The sequence below is a fragment of the Campylobacter sp. US50a genome (assembly GCF_004379015.1).
Lineage (GTDB): Bacteria > Campylobacterota > Campylobacteria > Campylobacterales > Campylobacteraceae > Campylobacter_D > Campylobacter_D jejuni.
In genome coordinates this window covers 173,624-190,203 of record NZ_RYYJ01000001.1, presented here as the reverse complement: position 1 = coordinate 190,203, position 16,580 = coordinate 173,624, and the positions used below count along the sequence as shown (strand labels likewise).

The 16,580-nt window shown below is 29.9% G+C and carries 16 protein-coding genes, 1 tRNA gene and 1 pseudogene; 12 read left to right on the top strand and 6 right to left on the bottom strand.

Features of this window, described 5'->3' with window-relative positions; all coding sequences use genetic code 11:
* Positions 1–34 precede the first annotated feature (34 nt).
* Both ELQ11_RS00970 and ELQ11_RS00965 read left to right on the top strand, forming a co-directional pair.
* A complete protein-coding gene (locus tag ELQ11_RS00970) occupies positions 35–589 on the top strand; it encodes a membrane protein (protein ID WP_002871401.1) in 555 nt (184 codons plus the stop codon).
* 63 nt (positions 590–652) lie between these two features.
* A tRNA-Ser gene (locus tag ELQ11_RS00965) sits at positions 653–742 on the top strand.
* 72 nt (positions 743–814) lie between these two features.
* On the opposite strand, the gene ceuB is transcribed toward ELQ11_RS00965, so the two are convergent.
* From ceuB to ELQ11_RS00935, 6 genes are all read right to left on the bottom strand, one after another.
* Positions 815–1,807, bottom strand: a complete 993-nt coding sequence (ceuB, locus tag ELQ11_RS00960; protein ID WP_052949159.1) for an enterochelin ABC transporter substrate-binding protein CeuB — start codon at positions 1,805–1,807, stop codon at positions 815–817.
* A 12-nt stretch (positions 1,808–1,819) separates the two neighbouring features.
* On the bottom strand, positions 1,820–2,575 hold the full coding sequence (locus ELQ11_RS00955; protein WP_126223058.1) for an ABC transporter ATP-binding protein: 756 nt from the start codon (positions 2,573–2,575) through the stop codon (positions 1,820–1,822).
* A complete protein-coding gene (locus tag ELQ11_RS00950) occupies positions 2,572–3,510 on the bottom strand; it encodes an iron chelate uptake ABC transporter family permease subunit (RefSeq protein WP_002881476.1) in 939 nt (312 codons plus the stop codon). Before ELQ11_RS00950 ends, ELQ11_RS00955 begins: the two co-directional genes overlap by 4 nt.
* Positions 3,503–4,471: an ABC transporter permease gene (locus ELQ11_RS00945; RefSeq protein WP_002881475.1), complete on the bottom strand. Its 969-nt coding sequence runs from the start codon at positions 4,469–4,471 to the stop codon at positions 3,503–3,505. The genes ELQ11_RS00950 and ELQ11_RS00945 overlap by 8 nt, the downstream gene beginning before the upstream one ends.
* Before the next feature lie 85 nt (positions 4,472–4,556).
* Positions 4,557–5,546 (bottom strand): phospholipase A, encoded by a 990-nt coding sequence (locus ELQ11_RS00940; protein WP_134225099.1) that lies wholly within the window; start codon positions 5,544–5,546, stop codon positions 4,557–4,559.
* Positions 5,543–6,118, bottom strand: a complete 576-nt coding sequence (locus tag ELQ11_RS00935) for a molybdenum cofactor guanylyltransferase (protein ID WP_002871407.1) — start codon at positions 6,116–6,118, stop codon at positions 5,543–5,545. Before ELQ11_RS00935 ends, ELQ11_RS00940 begins: the two co-directional genes overlap by 4 nt.
* Positions 6,119–6,179: 61 nt before the next feature.
* Between ELQ11_RS00935 and ELQ11_RS00930 the strand changes: the two genes are divergently transcribed.
* The 10 genes and pseudogenes from ELQ11_RS00930 to ELQ11_RS00885 form a co-directional block, all read left to right on the top strand.
* On the top strand, positions 6,180–7,487 hold the full coding sequence (locus ELQ11_RS00930; RefSeq protein WP_070284897.1) for an NFACT family protein: 1,308 nt from the start codon (positions 6,180–6,182) through the stop codon (positions 7,485–7,487).
* Position 7,488: 1 nt separating this feature from the next.
* Positions 7,489–7,827, top strand: a complete 339-nt coding sequence (locus ELQ11_RS00925) for a hypothetical protein (RefSeq protein WP_052949164.1) — start codon at positions 7,489–7,491, stop codon at positions 7,825–7,827.
* Positions 7,828–7,835: 8 nt separating this feature from the next.
* Positions 7,836–8,561 carry a phosphatidate cytidylyltransferase gene (locus ELQ11_RS00920; RefSeq protein ID WP_134225098.1) on the top strand — a complete coding sequence of 242 codons (726 nt, stop codon included), beginning with the start codon at positions 7,836–7,838 and terminating at the stop codon, positions 8,559–8,561.
* A complete protein-coding gene (gene dxr, locus ELQ11_RS00915; protein ID WP_134225097.1) occupies positions 8,558–9,628 on the top strand; it encodes a 1-deoxy-D-xylulose-5-phosphate reductoisomerase in 1,071 nt (356 codons plus the stop codon). The genes ELQ11_RS00920 and dxr overlap by 4 nt, the downstream gene beginning before the upstream one ends.
* Position 9,629: 1 nt before the next feature.
* Positions 9,630–11,024, top strand: a complete 1,395-nt coding sequence (locus tag ELQ11_RS00910) for a M99 family carboxypeptidase catalytic domain-containing protein (RefSeq protein ID WP_070317612.1) — start codon at positions 9,630–9,632, stop codon at positions 11,022–11,024.
* The gene (tsaD, locus tag ELQ11_RS00905; protein WP_126228988.1) at positions 11,021–12,028 is read left to right on the top strand and encodes a tRNA (adenosine(37)-N6)-threonylcarbamoyltransferase complex transferase subunit TsaD; all 1,008 of its coding nucleotides are present in this window, start codon (positions 11,021–11,023) and stop codon (positions 12,026–12,028) included. The genes ELQ11_RS00910 and tsaD overlap by 4 nt, the downstream gene beginning before the upstream one ends.
* A complete protein-coding gene (locus ELQ11_RS00900; RefSeq protein ID WP_134225096.1) occupies positions 12,029–12,544 on the top strand; it encodes a prepilin-type N-terminal cleavage/methylation domain-containing protein in 516 nt (171 codons plus the stop codon). It abuts the gene before it with no gap.
* Positions 12,544–13,794 (top strand): DUF2920 family protein, encoded by a 1,251-nt coding sequence (locus ELQ11_RS00895; RefSeq protein WP_126224892.1) that lies wholly within the window; start codon positions 12,544–12,546, stop codon positions 13,792–13,794. The genes ELQ11_RS00900 and ELQ11_RS00895 overlap by 1 nt, the downstream gene beginning before the upstream one ends.
* Positions 13,795–13,803: 9 nt before the next feature.
* Positions 13,804–15,630, top strand: coding sequence for a motility associated factor glycosyltransferase family protein (locus ELQ11_RS00890; RefSeq protein ID WP_134225095.1), 1,827 nt, complete (start codon positions 13,804–13,806; stop codon positions 15,628–15,630).
* An 82-nt stretch (positions 15,631–15,712) separates the two neighbouring features.
* Positions 15,713–16,580: pseudogene (locus tag ELQ11_RS00885) on the top strand (flagellin hook IN motif-containing protein); the annotation flags it as partial.

The following is a 16,580-nucleotide window of genomic DNA, read 5'->3' as shown; positions in this document are numbered from 1 at the left end:
ATCACAAATTTTAATAATAAAAAAAGGACTTAAAATGATTAATAAAAATAAATTGTTTAGACAGGTTCATATCTATCTTAGTTTGTTCTTCTTGCCTTGTGCTTTGCTTTTTGCTTTAACGGGTATAGCGTATATTTTTGGTATTAATCAAGATGTGGGTTTGAAAGTTGAGCAGTATCAATTGTCAAAAGTTATAGAAAGTGGTAAAGAAAGAGAAGCTTTAATAGAGTACTTAAAAACAAATGGTTTAAAAGTGCCATCTAATACAGATATCATTAAAAGTAAAGATAAAGGCATAACAATAGGCGGAACTCATTATAGTGCTAATATAACTCAAAATTCTACTAATGAATACAACATTACCTTAAAAACAAGATCTTTACTTGGAGATATGATTATGCTTCATAAAGATAAGGGCGCTTGGTATTTTTCTGTGCTTAGCATAGGCTTTGGTATTACTTTATTTATGCTTTATATTTCAGGGCTTATGATTACTTTGTTTGCAAATAAAAAAGATAGAAGTAAACAATTTGCAGTTCTTGGAGTAGGGGTTGTTGTAACTTTGCTTTTGGCTTATCTTAGCCTTTGATTTTTCCTAGCTTTTTAAGCTAGGTATTATTTATTTTTTTGTATAATCACACTTTACTTTATTGGACAGATGGGTGAGCGGCTGAAACCACACCCCTGCTAAGGGTGCAGATCTTAACGGGTCTCGAGGGTTCAAATCCCTCTCTGTCCGCCACTAAAACTTTCTTGAAAATTTCAAGTATTTTATTAAGCATCAAAGCAAGAGACTAGCCCTTGCGAGGTTGTATTATTTTACAGCATTTTTGATTTCTAAAATCATAGTTTTTAAAGACTCTAGTCCATTTCCACTTGCTAAATACCAGTATTCTGGATCAAGATAGATGATTTTTTTGTTTTGTGCTGCTTTGGTTTTAGCAACAAGCGCATTATCGAGTATGCCTTGAGCGCGTTCTTTGTTGCCTACAATGATATTTCTATCAACAACAAAAATATAATCAGGATTTTTTTCTAATATAAATTCAGAATTGATACTTTTGCCGTGTGTACCTACTTTTATATTCTCATCTACCGCGTTAATCCCTAAAACATCGTGAATAATCCCAAAGCGAGATTGAGGACCAAAGGCTGAAATTTTGTTAGAATTTGTAAGAATGATAAGAGCTTTTTTATCTTCATTAACTATGCTTTTGGCTTTTTCAATTTCATTTTTAATATCTGAAATTTTTTCTAAAGCTTCTTTTTCTAAACCATAAAGTTTTGCAATGCTTAAGACATTGTTTTCAAAAGAGCTTAAAAAATTTGCATTATCAAGACCTACAAATAAAGTTGGAGCTATTTCTTTTAATTTATCATAAAATTTACTTTGGCGTCCAGAAATGATGATAAGATCAGGTTTTAAAGCATTAATGGCTTCAAAATCAACTTGTTGCACTCCACCTACACTAGGTTTGTTTTTAAATTGTTGTAGGTATTTTGGTAAATTTTTAGCAGGAACGCCTGCGACTTTATCGTTTAATTTTAAAGCATCAAAAGTATCTAAAATTCCAAGATCTAAGATCACTACCTTAGAAGGATTTTTAGGGATTTTATTTTCTCCTAGACTATCCTTTACTAAAAAACTATCACCCTCATCACTCATGCTAATAGGCAAAACTTTCACCGTAGCAGTGTTGGTTTTTGTTGTAGAGCTTGCATTGTTTTCATTTGAGTTTGAATTACAAGCTGTTAAGATTAGACTTAAAAAAAATGCAAAAAATGCAAAAACTAAAGATTTTTTCATATTTTCTCCTTTTTAAAAATAAATACAAATTTTCTTACCATCAATTTGACTTACAGGTATATCCATATCATAAATTTGTTTTAAATTTTCTTGATTGATGATTTCATCTTTTGAACCTTGTTTTAAAAGCTTCCCATCTTTTAAGGCTATGATTTCATCAGAATAAATCGAAGCAAAATTAATATCATGCAATACAACAGCTATACTTTTGTTAAAGTCTTTGACTAAATTTTTCATTAGTTGCATGATTTGTACGCTATGTTTCATATCAAGATTGTTTAAAGGTTCATCAAACATTATAAATTCAGTATCTTGAGCGATGATCATGGCTATAAAAGCTCTTTGTTTTTGTCCGCCGCTTAATGTATCTAAAAATTCATTTCTTAAGTTGCTAAGCCCCATGTATTCTAAAGCTTCATTGATTTTGATTTTATCGTTTGCATTAAGTCTTCCTTGAGAATGTGGAAAACGCCCAAAAGCGACTAATTCTTCAACTTTTAATCTTAAATTGATATTGTTTTGTTGTTTGAGAATGGAAATTTTTTGTGCTAAGATTTGCACTTTATAGTCTTTTAAATTCATTCCATCAATATAAATTTCTCCGCTACTAGGTTTTATCAAACGACTTGCTAGAGCTAAAAGAGTGGATTTTCCAGCACCGTTGGCTCCTATTATAGAAGTGATTTTGCCTTTATGAAAATCAAGGCTAAGATCTGAAATAATGGCTTTATTGTCATAAAATTTGGTGATATTTTTTAGTTTAATCATAATTTATTACCCTTTAATACAAGATAGATAAAATATATCCCGCCTAAGAAATTAATAACCACGCTTATAGTGGCATTATAATCAAAAACTCTAGAGACAAAAAATACCCCTCCAAGCAAAGCTAAAATGCTAATGAGTATACAAGCACTTAGTAAAATACTATGCTTTGCAGTTTTAAATAGTTCATAAGTGATATTTACTACCAAAAGCCCTAAAAAGGTTATAGGACCTACAAGCGCGGTGCTAATAGAAGTTAAAATAGCTATGATAATCATCAATTGTTTTGAAATTTTTTGATAATTTATCCCTAAATTTATCGCTAAATCTTTGCCTAAATTCAAAGGATCCAAAAATTTCATATAGCGAAAAATCCATATAAAACTTAAAAAGCTAATAATATAAGCAAGAATTAAAACATCAAAAGCAATATTATCAAAGCTAGCAAACATTCTTCCCTGTATCACCATGAATTCATCAGGGTCGATTAATACTTCAAAAAAAGAGCTTAAAGTGCTAAAAAGTGTTCCAAAAACTAAGCCTAAAAGCATGATAAGATAAATGCTTCTATCGCTACTAAATAAAATTTTATAAAGTCCTAGTGAAAAAACTACCATACAAACCAGAGTGATTAAAAAATTGATATCGTTTTTATAAACACTTAAATTAGCCGCACCAAAAGAAAAGATAAGAGCACTTTGAAGTAACATATATAAAGAATCTAATCCTATGATAGCAGGGGTTAGAATTTTGTTATTGCATAAAGTTTGAAAAATCACTGTTGAAACAGCGATACAAATAGCTACTATGATAATAGCTGCAATTTGTAAAAAACGACTTTTTAAGGCGTACTCATCAAAGCCATTTAAACCCACAAGTATAAAAATCCCTATCATGTTAAGTGTTAAAAAGCTTAAAATCAGCATTTTTTTACGCATAAACTTTCCTTTTTAACAAAAGAAAGATAAAGATTAAAGATCCTAAAACACCTGTAGTGATACTTAAAGGCATTTCAAAAGGAAAGATGACAAGTCTTGAAATGATATCGCAAACAAGTAAAAACAAAGCTCCACAAAGTGCTATATAGATAAGATTTTTTCTAAGGTTATCACCTAGATAAAGAGCTACTAAATTTGGGATAATTAGCCCTAAAAAAGGGATAATCCCAACGCTTACAATCACTAAGCTAGTGATAATGCTTACAATCATCAAGCCTAAAAATAATATACCATTATAAGAAATTCCAAGATTTAAAGCTATATCTTCGCCCATGCCAACTATGGTGATTTTATGAGCTAAAAAATAAGCAAGTATAAAAAGTGGTAAAGAAATGTAGAGCAATTCATAATTTCCTTGCATAACATTTGCCATACTGCCTTGTAACCAGCCTTGGATATTTTGTATATAATTTAAAGCATAAGCAAAAAAAGTGGTTATAGCACTAATAATGCCTCCAAACATCAAGCCTATCAAAGGTACAAAAATCACATCTTTGAGTTTGATTTTTCTTAAAATTTGGATAAATATAAAAGAACCCAAAAGCGCAAATACAGATGCAATGATAGCTTGAGTGAAAAAAGACGTTCCAGCAAAAAATATTAAAGAAACAAGTATGCCAAATTTAGCACAATCCATAGTCCCTGCTGTAGTTGGGGAAACGAATTTATTTTGCGTGAGTTGTTGCATGATAAGCCCGCATATACTAAGACTCATTCCTGTGAGTAAAATCGCTATAAGTCTAGGAATTCTTGTGAGAGTTATGATTTCTAATTGAGTGGAGTTAAGATTAAGAATATCTTTTGCATTGATACTGATAACTCCTATAAATAAACTTATCATTCCAAAGAATAAAAGTAAAGCTATAAGCGCTTTTAAACTCAATATATGCTTAAAAAACAAATCTTTCCTTATAGTAATAATAATTATCAAAAATGAAATTGTAATGAAATTTGTTTTAAGAAATGATAAAACTACAAAGGATATTTTAGTAAGAAATCAAAAATCCAGTGGAAAGTCTTTGCAAGTGTTTGTTATAGTCTATAAGGCTTTCTCCATAGCCATTAAAGTATTGTAAATACCAATAAATTCCGTTATTAAAAATATCATATCCTAGATCAACCTGTATAGCACCTTTGTTATCGTGGAATTTAAGATTGTTTCTTAGCATAAGATTGATAAAATAATCATCGCCTAAATACGCTAAATTCACATCAAAATTTCCCATATAATGCAAGATGGCAGGATTATCATCATCTTTTTTGCTTTCAGGAATCCTATACCAAAGGCGTGGAACAAATAAAAATTTATTATATAAAATAGCTGTAGATACATAAATTCTATTCCATGAGCGAGATTGCAAATTCTCATCTCCCTTACCATTGCTTTCATGCAATATACCTACGCGTAGATTGTTAAAAAATTCATAATCTTTAAGATACAAAGGAAAATCTATAAAAAATTCTGGCTGATAGTTGGTTTCTCTAAAAGGAGAAGAATGTTCATAAATTTGCCACCAAGAAGTTTGGGTATAGGCTATATAATATTTTTCATCCAATCCTAGCAAATTTTCAAAAAGCCTTTTTTTAATGCTAAGTTGAAATTTAGCTTCACTTTTATTGTGATTTTCTTCCAGAGAGTTAAAACTATAAGCCAAAGGTAGAAAATAATTCATTTTATAAGCGCTAATGCCAAGAGGGTTAAAGTATTCATCTTCTTCAAGATAATTTGCCAAGGCAAGACGAGCAAAATCTTGTCTTTCTTCTTTGGCTGCAATAATAGATTTTTCATTTTGAGTAGTTTGTTTAGTTTTATTTTGTTCTTGAGGGATTAAAACAGATGAATTTTTTAAAGCGAGTTTTTTGTAAATTTCCATAGCTTTTTTATAATCGCCTTGTTTTTCATACTCTAAAGCTTGTTGTAAATTACTAGCCCATATAAAAACACATAAGCTTAAAAATAAAGCAATTTTTCTCATTTTAACTCGCTTTTAAATTTTTCATATTCTTCATAAAAATTAAGATTTAAAAAAGCATCTTCATCTTCAAATTCTACAAATTTGGTTTTAATCTCAGAAAATAAAAGTCCTATTTTTTGTTCATTTTTTTCTAAGAAATTTTTACAAGTTTGAGCTAAAGAGCTGTGGTAAAAGCCACATAAGGGATGTTTATGTAAAGGGGTTTTGGCTATGATTATTTTATAGTTTTGCTCTAAAAAAGGAAGCATTTTTAAAAGCTCATTTTCACCTACTTTAGGACTATCCACACTTAAAACAAAAACAAATTCATTTTTAAAATTTGAAAGTATAGAGTAAAGCGCAAGCATAGGAGAGTAAACTTCAAATTCTAAAGAATCTTTTATCAAGTTAAAATGGTTTTCAAATTTGTCTTCTTTTGCGCTCACATAGACATTTTTAAAAATTTTAGAAAATTTATTTACTTGAAATTGAGTTAAATTTTGATTTTTAAGAATCAATTTGCTTTTATCTTGTCCCATACGACTAGATTTACCACCACATAAAATCACACAATTTAGCTCATTAAGCTGCACAAATTTCCTTTTTTAGTTTAATTCTACCACAAATTCGCTAAAATATTTTATAATTTCTTTTATGAAATACACAGAACTTTTACAATTGCAAACTTTTTTTTCTCAGTTTAAAAAAATCGATTTTATCAAGCGTATCAATGACAATATTTTGGAATTAAGCTTTGATAAAGAAAGATTTATTTTTGATCTCACTCGTGCAATGAGTGCGATTTATGCAGCTAAATTTAATGCAAAAAATTATAATGCACCTTTTGATTTTATGCTTAAAAAGTATTTTAGCAATGCTTTTATAAAGGAAGTTAAAGTCCTTGAAGGCAATCGTATTTTATGTTTTAGTGTAAAAGCTAATAAGGCTTATAAAAGCTATGAGAGCAAAATTTATTTTGAATTTACGGGTAAAAATACCAATGTTATTCTTACAGATGAAAAAGATTTGATCATAGAGGCTTTAAGGCACATTGATAAAAGTTATCGTGTAGTAAAACCTAATGTGATTTTAGAGCCTTTAAAGCCTTATAAAATGGATGAAAATTTTGAGGAAATTAAAGATTTTAAAGATTATTTTTCTCGCAAATTTACAAGCATTTATGAGAGTAAAATCAAACAAATAAAAAATTTAAAACTTGCACAAGTGGATAAAAAAATACAAAATTTACAAGAACTTTTTTCTAGTTTAGATGAAGAAAATTCTTTACTCTTAAAAGCTTTAGAATACAGAAAAAGGGCTGATGTATTGTTTGCAAATTTGAGTGTTTTAAAAGATTATGAAAGGGAATTTAAGCTTGATGATTTTGAAGGCAAAGAGCTTGAATTTAAGCTTGAATTTAGTCCTAAGCAAAGTGCTAATTTATATTATAAAAATGCTAAAAAATTAGAACAAAAAGCTAAAAATTTAAACATACAAAGGCAAAATTTAAAAGAAAAGTTAGATTTTACCTTGAGTTTAAAAGAATTATTGCTTCAAGCTAAGAGTGAGATAGAGCTTGAAATTTTACTACCTAAAAAAAATAGCAAAAAAAATCAAGATCATAAACAAGAAGATCTTGTGGCAAATTTTTATTTTAATGAGTTTAAAATTTGCGTGGGTAAAAATGAAAAAGGCAATGAATTTTTACTTAAAAATGCTAAAAAAGATGATTTGTGGCTTCATGTAAGGGATATTCCTAGTGCACATACTTTGATTGTATCAAACAAGCAAAAAATCAGCCTTGATGTGATAGAATTTGCTGCGAGGCTTTGTGTAAGCTTTTCTAAGTTAAAGAAAGGTTCGTATTGGGTCGATTATACCTTAAAAAATTTTGTTAAGGTTCAGCAAAAGGCGTTTGTAAATTATACAAATTTTAAAAGTATTAATATCACGAAGGATTAAAATGCCAGTTAGCCCATTAGGAAATGTCAATTATATAAATCAAAATATGGCTTATCCAGCTACACAAGCAAGCAATGAGCTTGCAAAAGAAGGTTTTGCAGCTACGCTAAATATGGCTGAATTTAATGAAAAAGAAAAAACTTTGAACAAGCTTGAAAAAGTCAATGAGACTCATGAAATCAAAGAAGAGATCAAAGAGAAAGCCGAACAAGAAGAAAAAAAGAAAAAACACAATCAAGAAGCTAAAACTAGCGATGATGAGAAAAATGAAGAAGATGAGTCTAAAGATCCAAATTTTAAAGACGCACAAAACATTCATCGCTTAGATATTAGTATATAAGGAAAAATATGTTTAATACAACTAGAATTATTTCAGCTCTTGTGATGATAGGGGCTATTATTATTATCGCGTTGATTGATCAATTTTTTATCAATTTTATCGTTTTTGCGGTTTTATTGTATTTATCTTTTAGTGAAGCAAAAAAACTTTTTGCTTTAGAAAATATTTCTATTGTCCCTTTGGTTATAGCTTTTATTTTGGGAAGTTTATCGCATAAAGCTTTGCTTTTTGGGATTTTAACTTTGTTATTAGTTGTTGGATATTTGGTTTATAAAAAAGCTTCCTTAAAACCAGCTCTTATTTATATTTATCCTAGTTTGCCTATTTTAGCACTTTGGCAAGTGTATTTAGATCAGGGTATGTTTGCGCTTTTTTGGCTTATCATTATCGTTGCAGCTTGTGATAGTGGGGCGTATTTTATCGGAAAACTTATGGGTAAAACCCCTTTTTCTCCAACAAGTCCAAACAAAACCTTAGAAGGTGTTATAGGTGGCTTGATTTGTGCGAGTGTTATTGGAACTATTTTGGGAGTTTTTGTTTATAGTTTTTGGCTTTCTTTGCTTTGTTCGTTTTTTGTAGCGATTTTTGCAGTGATTGGTGATTTGCTTGAGAGTTATTTTAAAAGAGAAGCAGGTGTAAAAGATAGTGGAGATCTTATCCCTGGTCATGGGGGCGTGCTCGATAGGATCGATGCGGTGATCATTGCTGCTTTTGTAATGGTTGCTCTTTTATGATACTTTTTGGAAGTACGGGTAGCATAGGAGTAAATGCTCTTAAACTTGCTGCTTTAAAAAACATTCCCATTTCTGCTTTAGCTTGTGGGGATAACATCACTCTTTTAAATGAACAAATCGCAAGGTTTAAGCCCAAATTTGTTGCCATAAAAGATTCAAAAAATAAGCATTTAGTTAAACACGATAGAGTTTTTATAGGACAAGAAGGTTTAGAGCAAATTTTAACAGAATGCCAAGACAAACTTTTGCTCAATGCCATTGTAGGTTTTGCAGGACTTAAAAGCACTTTAAAGGCTAAAGAACTTGGCAAAAACATAGCCTTAGCTAACAAAGAAAGTCTTGTGGTGGCTGGGAGTTTTTTAAAAGGGGCTAAATTTTTACCCGTTGATAGTGAGCATGCGGCTTTAAAATTTTTACTCGAAGCTAAAAAAAATATAGCAAAACTTTATATTACAGCAAGTGGTGGTGCTTTTTATAAGTATAAAATCAAAGATTTAAATCAAGTCAGCGTCAAAGATGCTTTAAAACATCCTAATTGGAACATGGGAGCAAAGATCACTATAGATAGTGCAACTATGGCAAATAAGCTTTTTGAGATTATAGAGGCTTATCATTTATATGATTTTAAAGAAATTGATGCTTTAATAGAACCAAGATCTTTAGTGCATGCAATGTGTGAATTTAAAAATGGAGCTAGCACAGCGTATTTTTCAAAAGCAGATATGAAATTAGCTATTTCAGATGCTATATTTAAAAAACAAGATACACCTATTTTAGAGGCTGTTGATTTTAGCAAAATACCTGCTTTAAAATTTCATAAAATTAGCACAAAAAAATATCCTATTTTTAAGCTTAAAAATACATTTTTAAAAGAGCCAAATTTAGGTGTTATCATCAATGCTGCTAATGAAGTTGGTGTTTATAATTTTTTAGAAAATAAAAGTAGATTTTTAGACATTGCTAAATGCATTTTTAAAGCTCTTGATCACTTTGGAGTACCTAAAATTTCAAGCATAGAAGAAGTTTTTGAGTATGATTTTAAAACAAGAGAGTATTTAAGGAGTTAAAATGAAATTTTTTTTAACAATTTTATTTTTTATAACAAGTATTTTTGCTTTAGAACTAGACTTTAGCGTAGGAGAAAATGGAAAAAGCCTAGATGATAATAATACAGTTTTGATTTTTGGTGGAATTCAAGGCGATGAGCCTGGTGGATTTCATGCGGCAAGTTTGCTTTTGAGTGATTATAATATCACTAAGGGTAAGATTATAGTGGCTCCAAATTTAGCTTTTGATAGCATTATCAAGCGTTCGCGTGGGAATAATGGGGATTTAAACCGTAAATTTGCAAGTATTAGCCCAAAAGATCCTGATTATAAAAGAGTTCAACGCATTAAAGAGCTTATTTTACTTCCTGAAGTTAGTATGGTGATCAATCTTCACGATGGTTGGGGTTTTTATAAACCTACTTATATCGATGCGATGCAAAATCCTAAGCGTTGGGGAAATTCAAGCGTGATTGACACAAGCGAAATCAATGCAAGCAAATACCCTGATCTTGAAAATATCGCTACTCAAACCGTAAATAGTGTCAATTCTTCACTTGCTGATCCAAAGCATGCTTATCATCTTAAAAACACCAAAACCCAAGAGCTTGGTGATACGGAAATGCTTAAAGCTTTAACTTATTTTGTGATTTCAAATCACAAAGCTGCTTTTGCAAATGAAGCGAGTAAAAATCTGCCTGTAAATTTAAGAGCTTATTATCATCTTTTGGCAATTGAAAATTATCTAAAAACCGCAGGAATTGAATTTAGTAGAGATTTTGAACTTACTCCACAAGGGGTTGATAAAGCCATAAATAAAGAGCTTGAAGTGAAGCTTTTTAATGATAGAATTTTACTTTCTTTGAAAAATCCAAGAAAGGTTATCAACTATGTGCCTTTTCCAGTAAATAAAGAGTTAAATTATAATACAAGCAATGAACTTACCGCTGTTATCGCAGAAGGAAATTCTTTTTATATCCAGTATGGCAATCGTTTTCAAACAAGATTATATCCTGAGTATTTAGAATTTAGTGATGCTTTTAATGAGGTAACTTTTCAAGTTGATGGCAATGAAACCACCGTTCCTTTTGGAACCAAGGTGAAAGTAAAAGAGAATTTTCTTATCCCAAAGATAGCTAATGTGCGCGTAAATATCATAGGCTTTGATCATGGAAAAGATGAAAGTGGTATTTTAGTTCATAAAAAAAATATGCAAACACAATACTCTTTAGATATGGCAGGCAAAATTTATAGAGTGGAATTTTATGAGTTAAGAGGGGCGAATTTGCAACAACTTTTAGAGGCAAATACCAATAGCAAGTTGATCAAAAATGCTAAAAATTTGGATTTAAACACTCTTAAAATGGCAAGATCAAAAGATAAATTCTTAGGTTCTATTTTAGTGGAATTTGAATGAAAAATCTTATCCTAGCTATAGAAAGTTCTTGCGATGATAGTTCTATAGCTATCATTGATAAAAATACCTTAGAGTGTAAATTTCATAAAAAAATTTCCCAAGAATTAGATCATAGTATCTATGGGGGAGTGGTACCTGAACTTGCTGCAAGACTTCATAGCGAGGCTTTACCAAAGATACTTAAGCAATGCAAAGAGCATTTTAAAAATCTTTGTGCCATAGCTGTGACAAATGAACCTGGGCTTAGCGTTTCTTTGCTCAGTGGAATTTCCATGGCAAAAACCTTAGCAAGTGCTCTAAATTTACCCTTAATCCCTATAAATCATCTTAAAGGTCATATTTATAGTCTTTTTTTAGAAGAAAAAATTTCTTTAGATATGGGAATTTTGCTTGTTAGTGGTGGGCATACTATGGTGATTTATCTTAAAGATGATGCAAACTTAGAGCTTTTAGCAAGCACAAATGATGATAGTTTTGGAGAAAGTTTTGATAAAGTGGCTAAAATGATGAATTTAGGTTATCCTGGTGGGGTCATCATAGAAAATTTAGCAAAAAATGCCAAACTTAAAAATATCTCTTTTAATATACCTTTAAAGCATTCTAAAGAACTCGCTTATAGTTTTTCAGGGCTTAAAAATGCAGTGCGTTTAGAAATTTTAAAGCATGAAAATTTAAGCGATGAGATAAAAGCTGAAATAGCTTATGCCTTTGAAAATACGGCTTGTGATCATATCATGGATAAATTAGAAAAAATTTTTAATCTTTATAAATTTAAAAATTTTGGCGTTGTAGGCGGAGCTAGTGCAAACCTTAATTTGCGTTCGCGTTTGCAAAATTTATGTCAAAAATATAATGCAAATTTAAAACTAGCTCCTTTAAAATTCTGCTCTGATAATGCTTTGATGATAGCAAGAGCTGCAGTTGATGCTTATGAAAAAAAGGAATTTGTAAGCATAGAAGAAGATATTTTAAGCCCTAAAAATAAAAATTTTTCAAGGATATAGATGAGAAAAGCTTTTACTATATTAGAACTTGTTTTTGTGATCGTTATCTTAGGAATTTTAGCTGCTATTGCTTTACCAAAAATGAGTTCAAGCAAGGATGAAGCTGAAGTTAGCAAGTCTTTAAACAACCTTAAAACTTTGATCAATGATATAAGCATTTATACTTTAAAAAATGATCATTTAAGCTCTATAAAAACGATGAGTAATGTAAGCGGGGTTGAAAATGCTGATCTTGGCAATTTTAACGGCACAAAAGAAGTAAATTTTCGCGTAGGCGATGATAAAGAATGCTTAAAACTTGTTTTTATAAATAAAGCTGATTTTATGCTCATGGGAATTTCAAGCAATGAGGCAAGTAAAAATGCTATCATCAACGCAGCCAATCAGACTCATGAAGATTTAGAAAATATAGACTTTACAAGCTCTTCTAGTAATAAAGCTTGTGTGATTTTAAGTAAGAATGAAAATTTTAAAAACCTAGCGAGCAAAACTTATCTTTTAATAGGAGGAAGGTAATGATAGTGAGTAAAACTTATGAGATTGACTCTTGTGATGATGTAGAACTTGGTATAAAAAGAGAATCAAAGCTTGAATTTAAGCTTTGTTTTGATGATGAAAAAGAAGTAAAAGCTTTAGTGTTTATTATCCCTGGGCTTGGTGGAGATGCGGATGAAAATTACCGTGAACACTTAGCTGAATTTGTAGCAGGCGAATTTAATGTGGCTGTAGCAAGTGTGAATTATCATTGTATAGGAAATCGTCCTCAAACAGGCTCTACTTTTTATTTAGATGATATAGACAAGCTTATTTTAAAAGTAAGTTGCGAAGCTATAGACATAAAGCTTCCTTATGATGTTGATAAAATTCAAGACTATAAACAAATGAGTGAAATTTTTCATTTTGTAAATAATCAAATAACCAAAGGTAAGCAGAAAGGTAATTTTGCACCAAATTATTTTTTAAATTTGCATGTGAGTTTGCAACCTGCAAAAAATGAGTATCAAAATTTTGGGATTATGCAGGCTCAAGATCTTTTAAATGTTGCACTTTATCTTAAAAAATATGCTCCTTTTGATGCTATGGGGGGGGGTATACCAGTTATCATGATAGGTAGTTCTCACGGGGGATATTTAGCGCATTTGGCAGCTAAGATTGCTCCTTGGCTGATAGATGGAGTGATAGATAACTCAAGTTATGCTAAATTTCTTTGGAGGCTTGTTGGGTTTGGTAAAGAAGTTGATTTTATGGAATATTCAGAGTTTGGTACTTTTAATTTTTATCAAAATATTAGAGTTTGTTGCTCTAGTAAAACTTTTTGGACAAGTAATTCAAGCTCAAATAATTTTTTTTCAGTATCAAGAAGAATGATAAGATATATCTTAGAACCAAAGCATCTTGAAATTCAAGCAAATTATCCAAAACCATGCTATACAAGCTATCATTCTTTTTACGATAAAGAAATAGCTCCACCTGATGAAAAATTAGAACTTTACAAATATTTAGAACAATTTGGGTTTAATGCAGAGCTTTATATGATAAAAAATTCAGATCAAGTTGATGGTAGATTTATCAAAAGTTTAGAACATGGCATGGGAATGTCCATAAAAACTTTGATTTCTAAAGAACTTCCTTTAATGCTAGAAAAAATAAAACAAAATCCAAAAAAAGATTGTAAAGAAAAATGTATCTCTTATCCTTGTGAGGATTTGTTGTATCAATTTAGTGAAAAAGATGACAAAATATCACTCAAAATAGATAAAATTTAAGGAAATTTCATGACTATATTAGAAAAAAACATACAAGCTTTATTAAGTGGAGTAAATGAACCCTTAGGAAATAAACTTTTAAATTTCATACAAAATAAAACTTGCTCTCGTTTTAATATAGATGAAAATTTAAATATCTTTGATAAAACTCATAATGTTTTCATGTATGAAAACTTAGAAGAAGAATTAAATTTTTTCTATCAAAGTATTTTAGAAAAAACTCCTAGATATCCTTTTGTATGTATTTATGGTATAGGCAATGCCTTGCTTATTAAAAATTTAGCTAAACACTATAAACATCTTTTTGTATTTGAAAGCGAAATAGAACTTTTTATCCTAGCTTTAAGTACACTGGATTTGAGTGAAGAGCTTTGTAGTGGAAAAATTTATCTGGTGGATATTCAAGAGAAAAAAATAAATTTACAACTTAGAATACTTTTTGACCAAAATGATGTATTTTTATGGTTAAATCTTTATGAGATGTTTATTAATAATAATTTTTATAAAAAATATTATTATGAGGAAATTTTGAATGCAGATAAAATTATACATGAAAATATTAATCTTGTAATAAGAAATTTAGATCCTGACTCCAAAATTTCTTTGTCTTGTTATGAAAATTTTTACAAAAATATACCTTTAATGTTGAAAAATATACCTTTTAAAAGAATTATTGATGAAAGAAAAGGGCTTTTTGAAAGCTGTATAGTTGTATGTGCCGGTCCTAGCCTTCAAAAGCAAATTCCATTGTTAAAAAAATATCAAGAAAATTTTGTGATTTTTTGTGTTGATGGAGCTTATCCTTTGCTTATAAAACACAATATAACTCCTGATTATGTGTTAAATCTTGATTTTGAAGAATATCCGCTTGAATTTTTCAAAGAAGTTAATCCAGAAAATAAAACCTTATTTATATTAGCGGCAAGTACTCACCCTAGCGTGGTTGATTATCTTTATAAAAAACAAATTCCTTTATCTATAGCATTAAACGATAATCTTCCTTATCAAAATCTTCATATTAATGATTTTGGTTATCTTGAATTTGGAACACATGTTGGGCATGCTTGTTATACTTTGGCGATTGCTTTAAAATTTAAAAATATAATTCTTATTGGGCAAGATTTATCTTTTGATAAACAAGGAAATTCTCATTTTGATAGTTTTGATTTGGGGAGTGATATAGATACAACCTTAGATATTCCTACATTAAAAACAGTTGCTTATGGAGGTTTAGGAGAAGTTTTAACACATTTAGCTTGGGATGATTATAGAAAAAAATTAGAGGATTTATTTGCAAGAAATTCCCAAGTGAATTTTTTAAATGCCACAGAAGGCGGTGCTAGGATAGAATTTACGAAAGAAATTAATTTTGAGTTATGTTGTAAGAAATTTAAGAATTTAAATAATAAATTAAATAAGTCTCTTCCAAAAACTTTAACAGCTAATCGTAGTGTTAAAATTTTAAATAAAATTTTAGAAACTTTCAAAGAAGAAAAACAAAATGCTTTATTTTGTTTAGAACATGCTATGAGGTTAAATGATGCATTGAAAATGATTTTAGCTAGTGATAGAAAATTACCTTTAGATTTTTTAAAAAATACATATGAAAGTGTTAGCAATTTTGAATCTTTTTTAGAAATAAATTCTTTCTTAAATAATGGGGTTTTAAAAGGGGTGATTTTTCATAAAGGTAAAATATTAAGTGAAGTTATTATTAGTAAAATTGAAGATGAAAAAGAATATTTATTGATGTATTTGAAATCTTATAAGCAATGGCTTGAAATTTTTATTTTTAGATTGCAATTAAAATATGATATTTATAATTTTTTAGTTTAAAGTATAAATTTTTAAAAAAAAGTAACGATATAGGGTATAACAAGTTCATGGATGAGCTTGAATTTATTTAAAAGGATTTAAAATGGGATTTCGTATTAACACAAATGTCGCAGCATTAAATGCAAAAGCAAATTCAGATCTAAATGCTAAAAGTTTAGACAGTTCATTAGCAAGACTTAGTTCTGGTCTTAGGATTAACTCCGCAGCAGATGATGCTTCAGGGATGGCGATAGCAGATAGCTTAAGATCTCAAGCAAATACTCTAGGTCAAGCGATCTCAAATGGTAATGATGCTTTGGGTATCTTACAAACTGCTGATAAGGCTATGGATGAGCAACTTAAAATCTTAGATACTATCAAGACTAAAGCTACTCAAGCAGCCCAAGATGGTCAAAGTCTAAAAACAAGAACCATGCTTCAAGCAGATATAAACAAACTCATGGAAGAGCTTGATAATATCGCAAATACTACTTCATTTAATGGTAAACAACTTTTAAGCGGTGGTTTTACCAATCAAGAATTTCAAATCGGTGCAAGTTCAAATCAAACAGTAAAAGCAACCATAGGTGCAACTCAGTCTTCAAAAATCGGTGTAACTAGATTTGAAACAGGTTCGCAAAGTGTGAGTTCGGGTGTAGTAGGACTTACTATCAAAAACTATAATGGTATAGAAGATTTTAAATTTGATAATGTTGTGATTTCAACCTCTGTTGGAACAGGTCTTGGAGCTTTAGCTGAAGAGATTAATAAAAATGCTGATAAAACAGGAGTTAGGGCAACTTATGATGTAAAAACTACAGGAGCTTATGCTATAAAAGAAGGAACTACTTCTCAAGACTTTACTATCAATGGGGTTGTAATTGGCAAGGTTGATTATAAAGATGGAGATAATAACGGTTCTTTGATCTCAGCTATCAATGCGGTTAAAGACACAACCGGAGTTCAAGCTT

Excerpts from the sequence above, each read along its gene's own strand:
- ELQ11_RS00970 (WP_002871401.1), top strand. The coding sequence starts at position 35 with ATGATTAATAAAAATAAATTGTTTAGACAGGTTCATATCTATCTTAGT.
- ceuB (WP_052949159.1), bottom strand. The coding sequence starts at position 1,807 with ATGAAAAAATCTTTAGTTTTTGCATTTTTTGCATTTTTTTTAAGTCTA.
- ELQ11_RS00955 (WP_126223058.1), bottom strand. The coding sequence starts at position 2,575 with ATGATTAAACTAAAAAATATCACCAAATTTTATGACAATAAAGCCATT.
- ELQ11_RS00950 (WP_002881476.1), bottom strand. The coding sequence starts at position 3,510 with ATGCGTAAAAAAATGCTGATTTTAAGCTTTTTAACACTTAACATGATA.
- ELQ11_RS00940 (WP_134225099.1), bottom strand. The coding sequence starts at position 5,546 with ATGAGAAAAATTGCTTTATTTTTAAGCTTATGTGTTTTTATATGGGCT.
- ELQ11_RS00930 (WP_070284897.1), top strand. The coding sequence starts at position 6,180 with ATGAAATACACAGAACTTTTACAATTGCAAACTTTTTTTTCTCAGTTT.
- ELQ11_RS00925 (WP_052949164.1), top strand. The coding sequence starts at position 7,489 with ATGCCAGTTAGCCCATTAGGAAATGTCAATTATATAAATCAAAATATG.
- ELQ11_RS00920 (WP_134225098.1), top strand. The coding sequence starts at position 7,836 with ATGTTTAATACAACTAGAATTATTTCAGCTCTTGTGATGATAGGGGCT.
- dxr (WP_134225097.1), top strand. The coding sequence starts at position 8,558 with ATGATACTTTTTGGAAGTACGGGTAGCATAGGAGTAAATGCTCTTAAA.
- ELQ11_RS00910 (WP_070317612.1), top strand. The coding sequence starts at position 9,630 with ATGAAATTTTTTTTAACAATTTTATTTTTTATAACAAGTATTTTTGCT.
- tsaD (WP_126228988.1), top strand. The coding sequence starts at position 11,021 with ATGAAAAATCTTATCCTAGCTATAGAAAGTTCTTGCGATGATAGTTCT.
- ELQ11_RS00900 (WP_134225096.1), top strand. The coding sequence starts at position 12,029 with ATGAGAAAAGCTTTTACTATATTAGAACTTGTTTTTGTGATCGTTATC.
- ELQ11_RS00895 (WP_126224892.1), top strand. The coding sequence starts at position 12,544 with ATGATAGTGAGTAAAACTTATGAGATTGACTCTTGTGATGATGTAGAA.
- ELQ11_RS00890 (WP_134225095.1), top strand. The coding sequence starts at position 13,804 with ATGACTATATTAGAAAAAAACATACAAGCTTTATTAAGTGGAGTAAAT.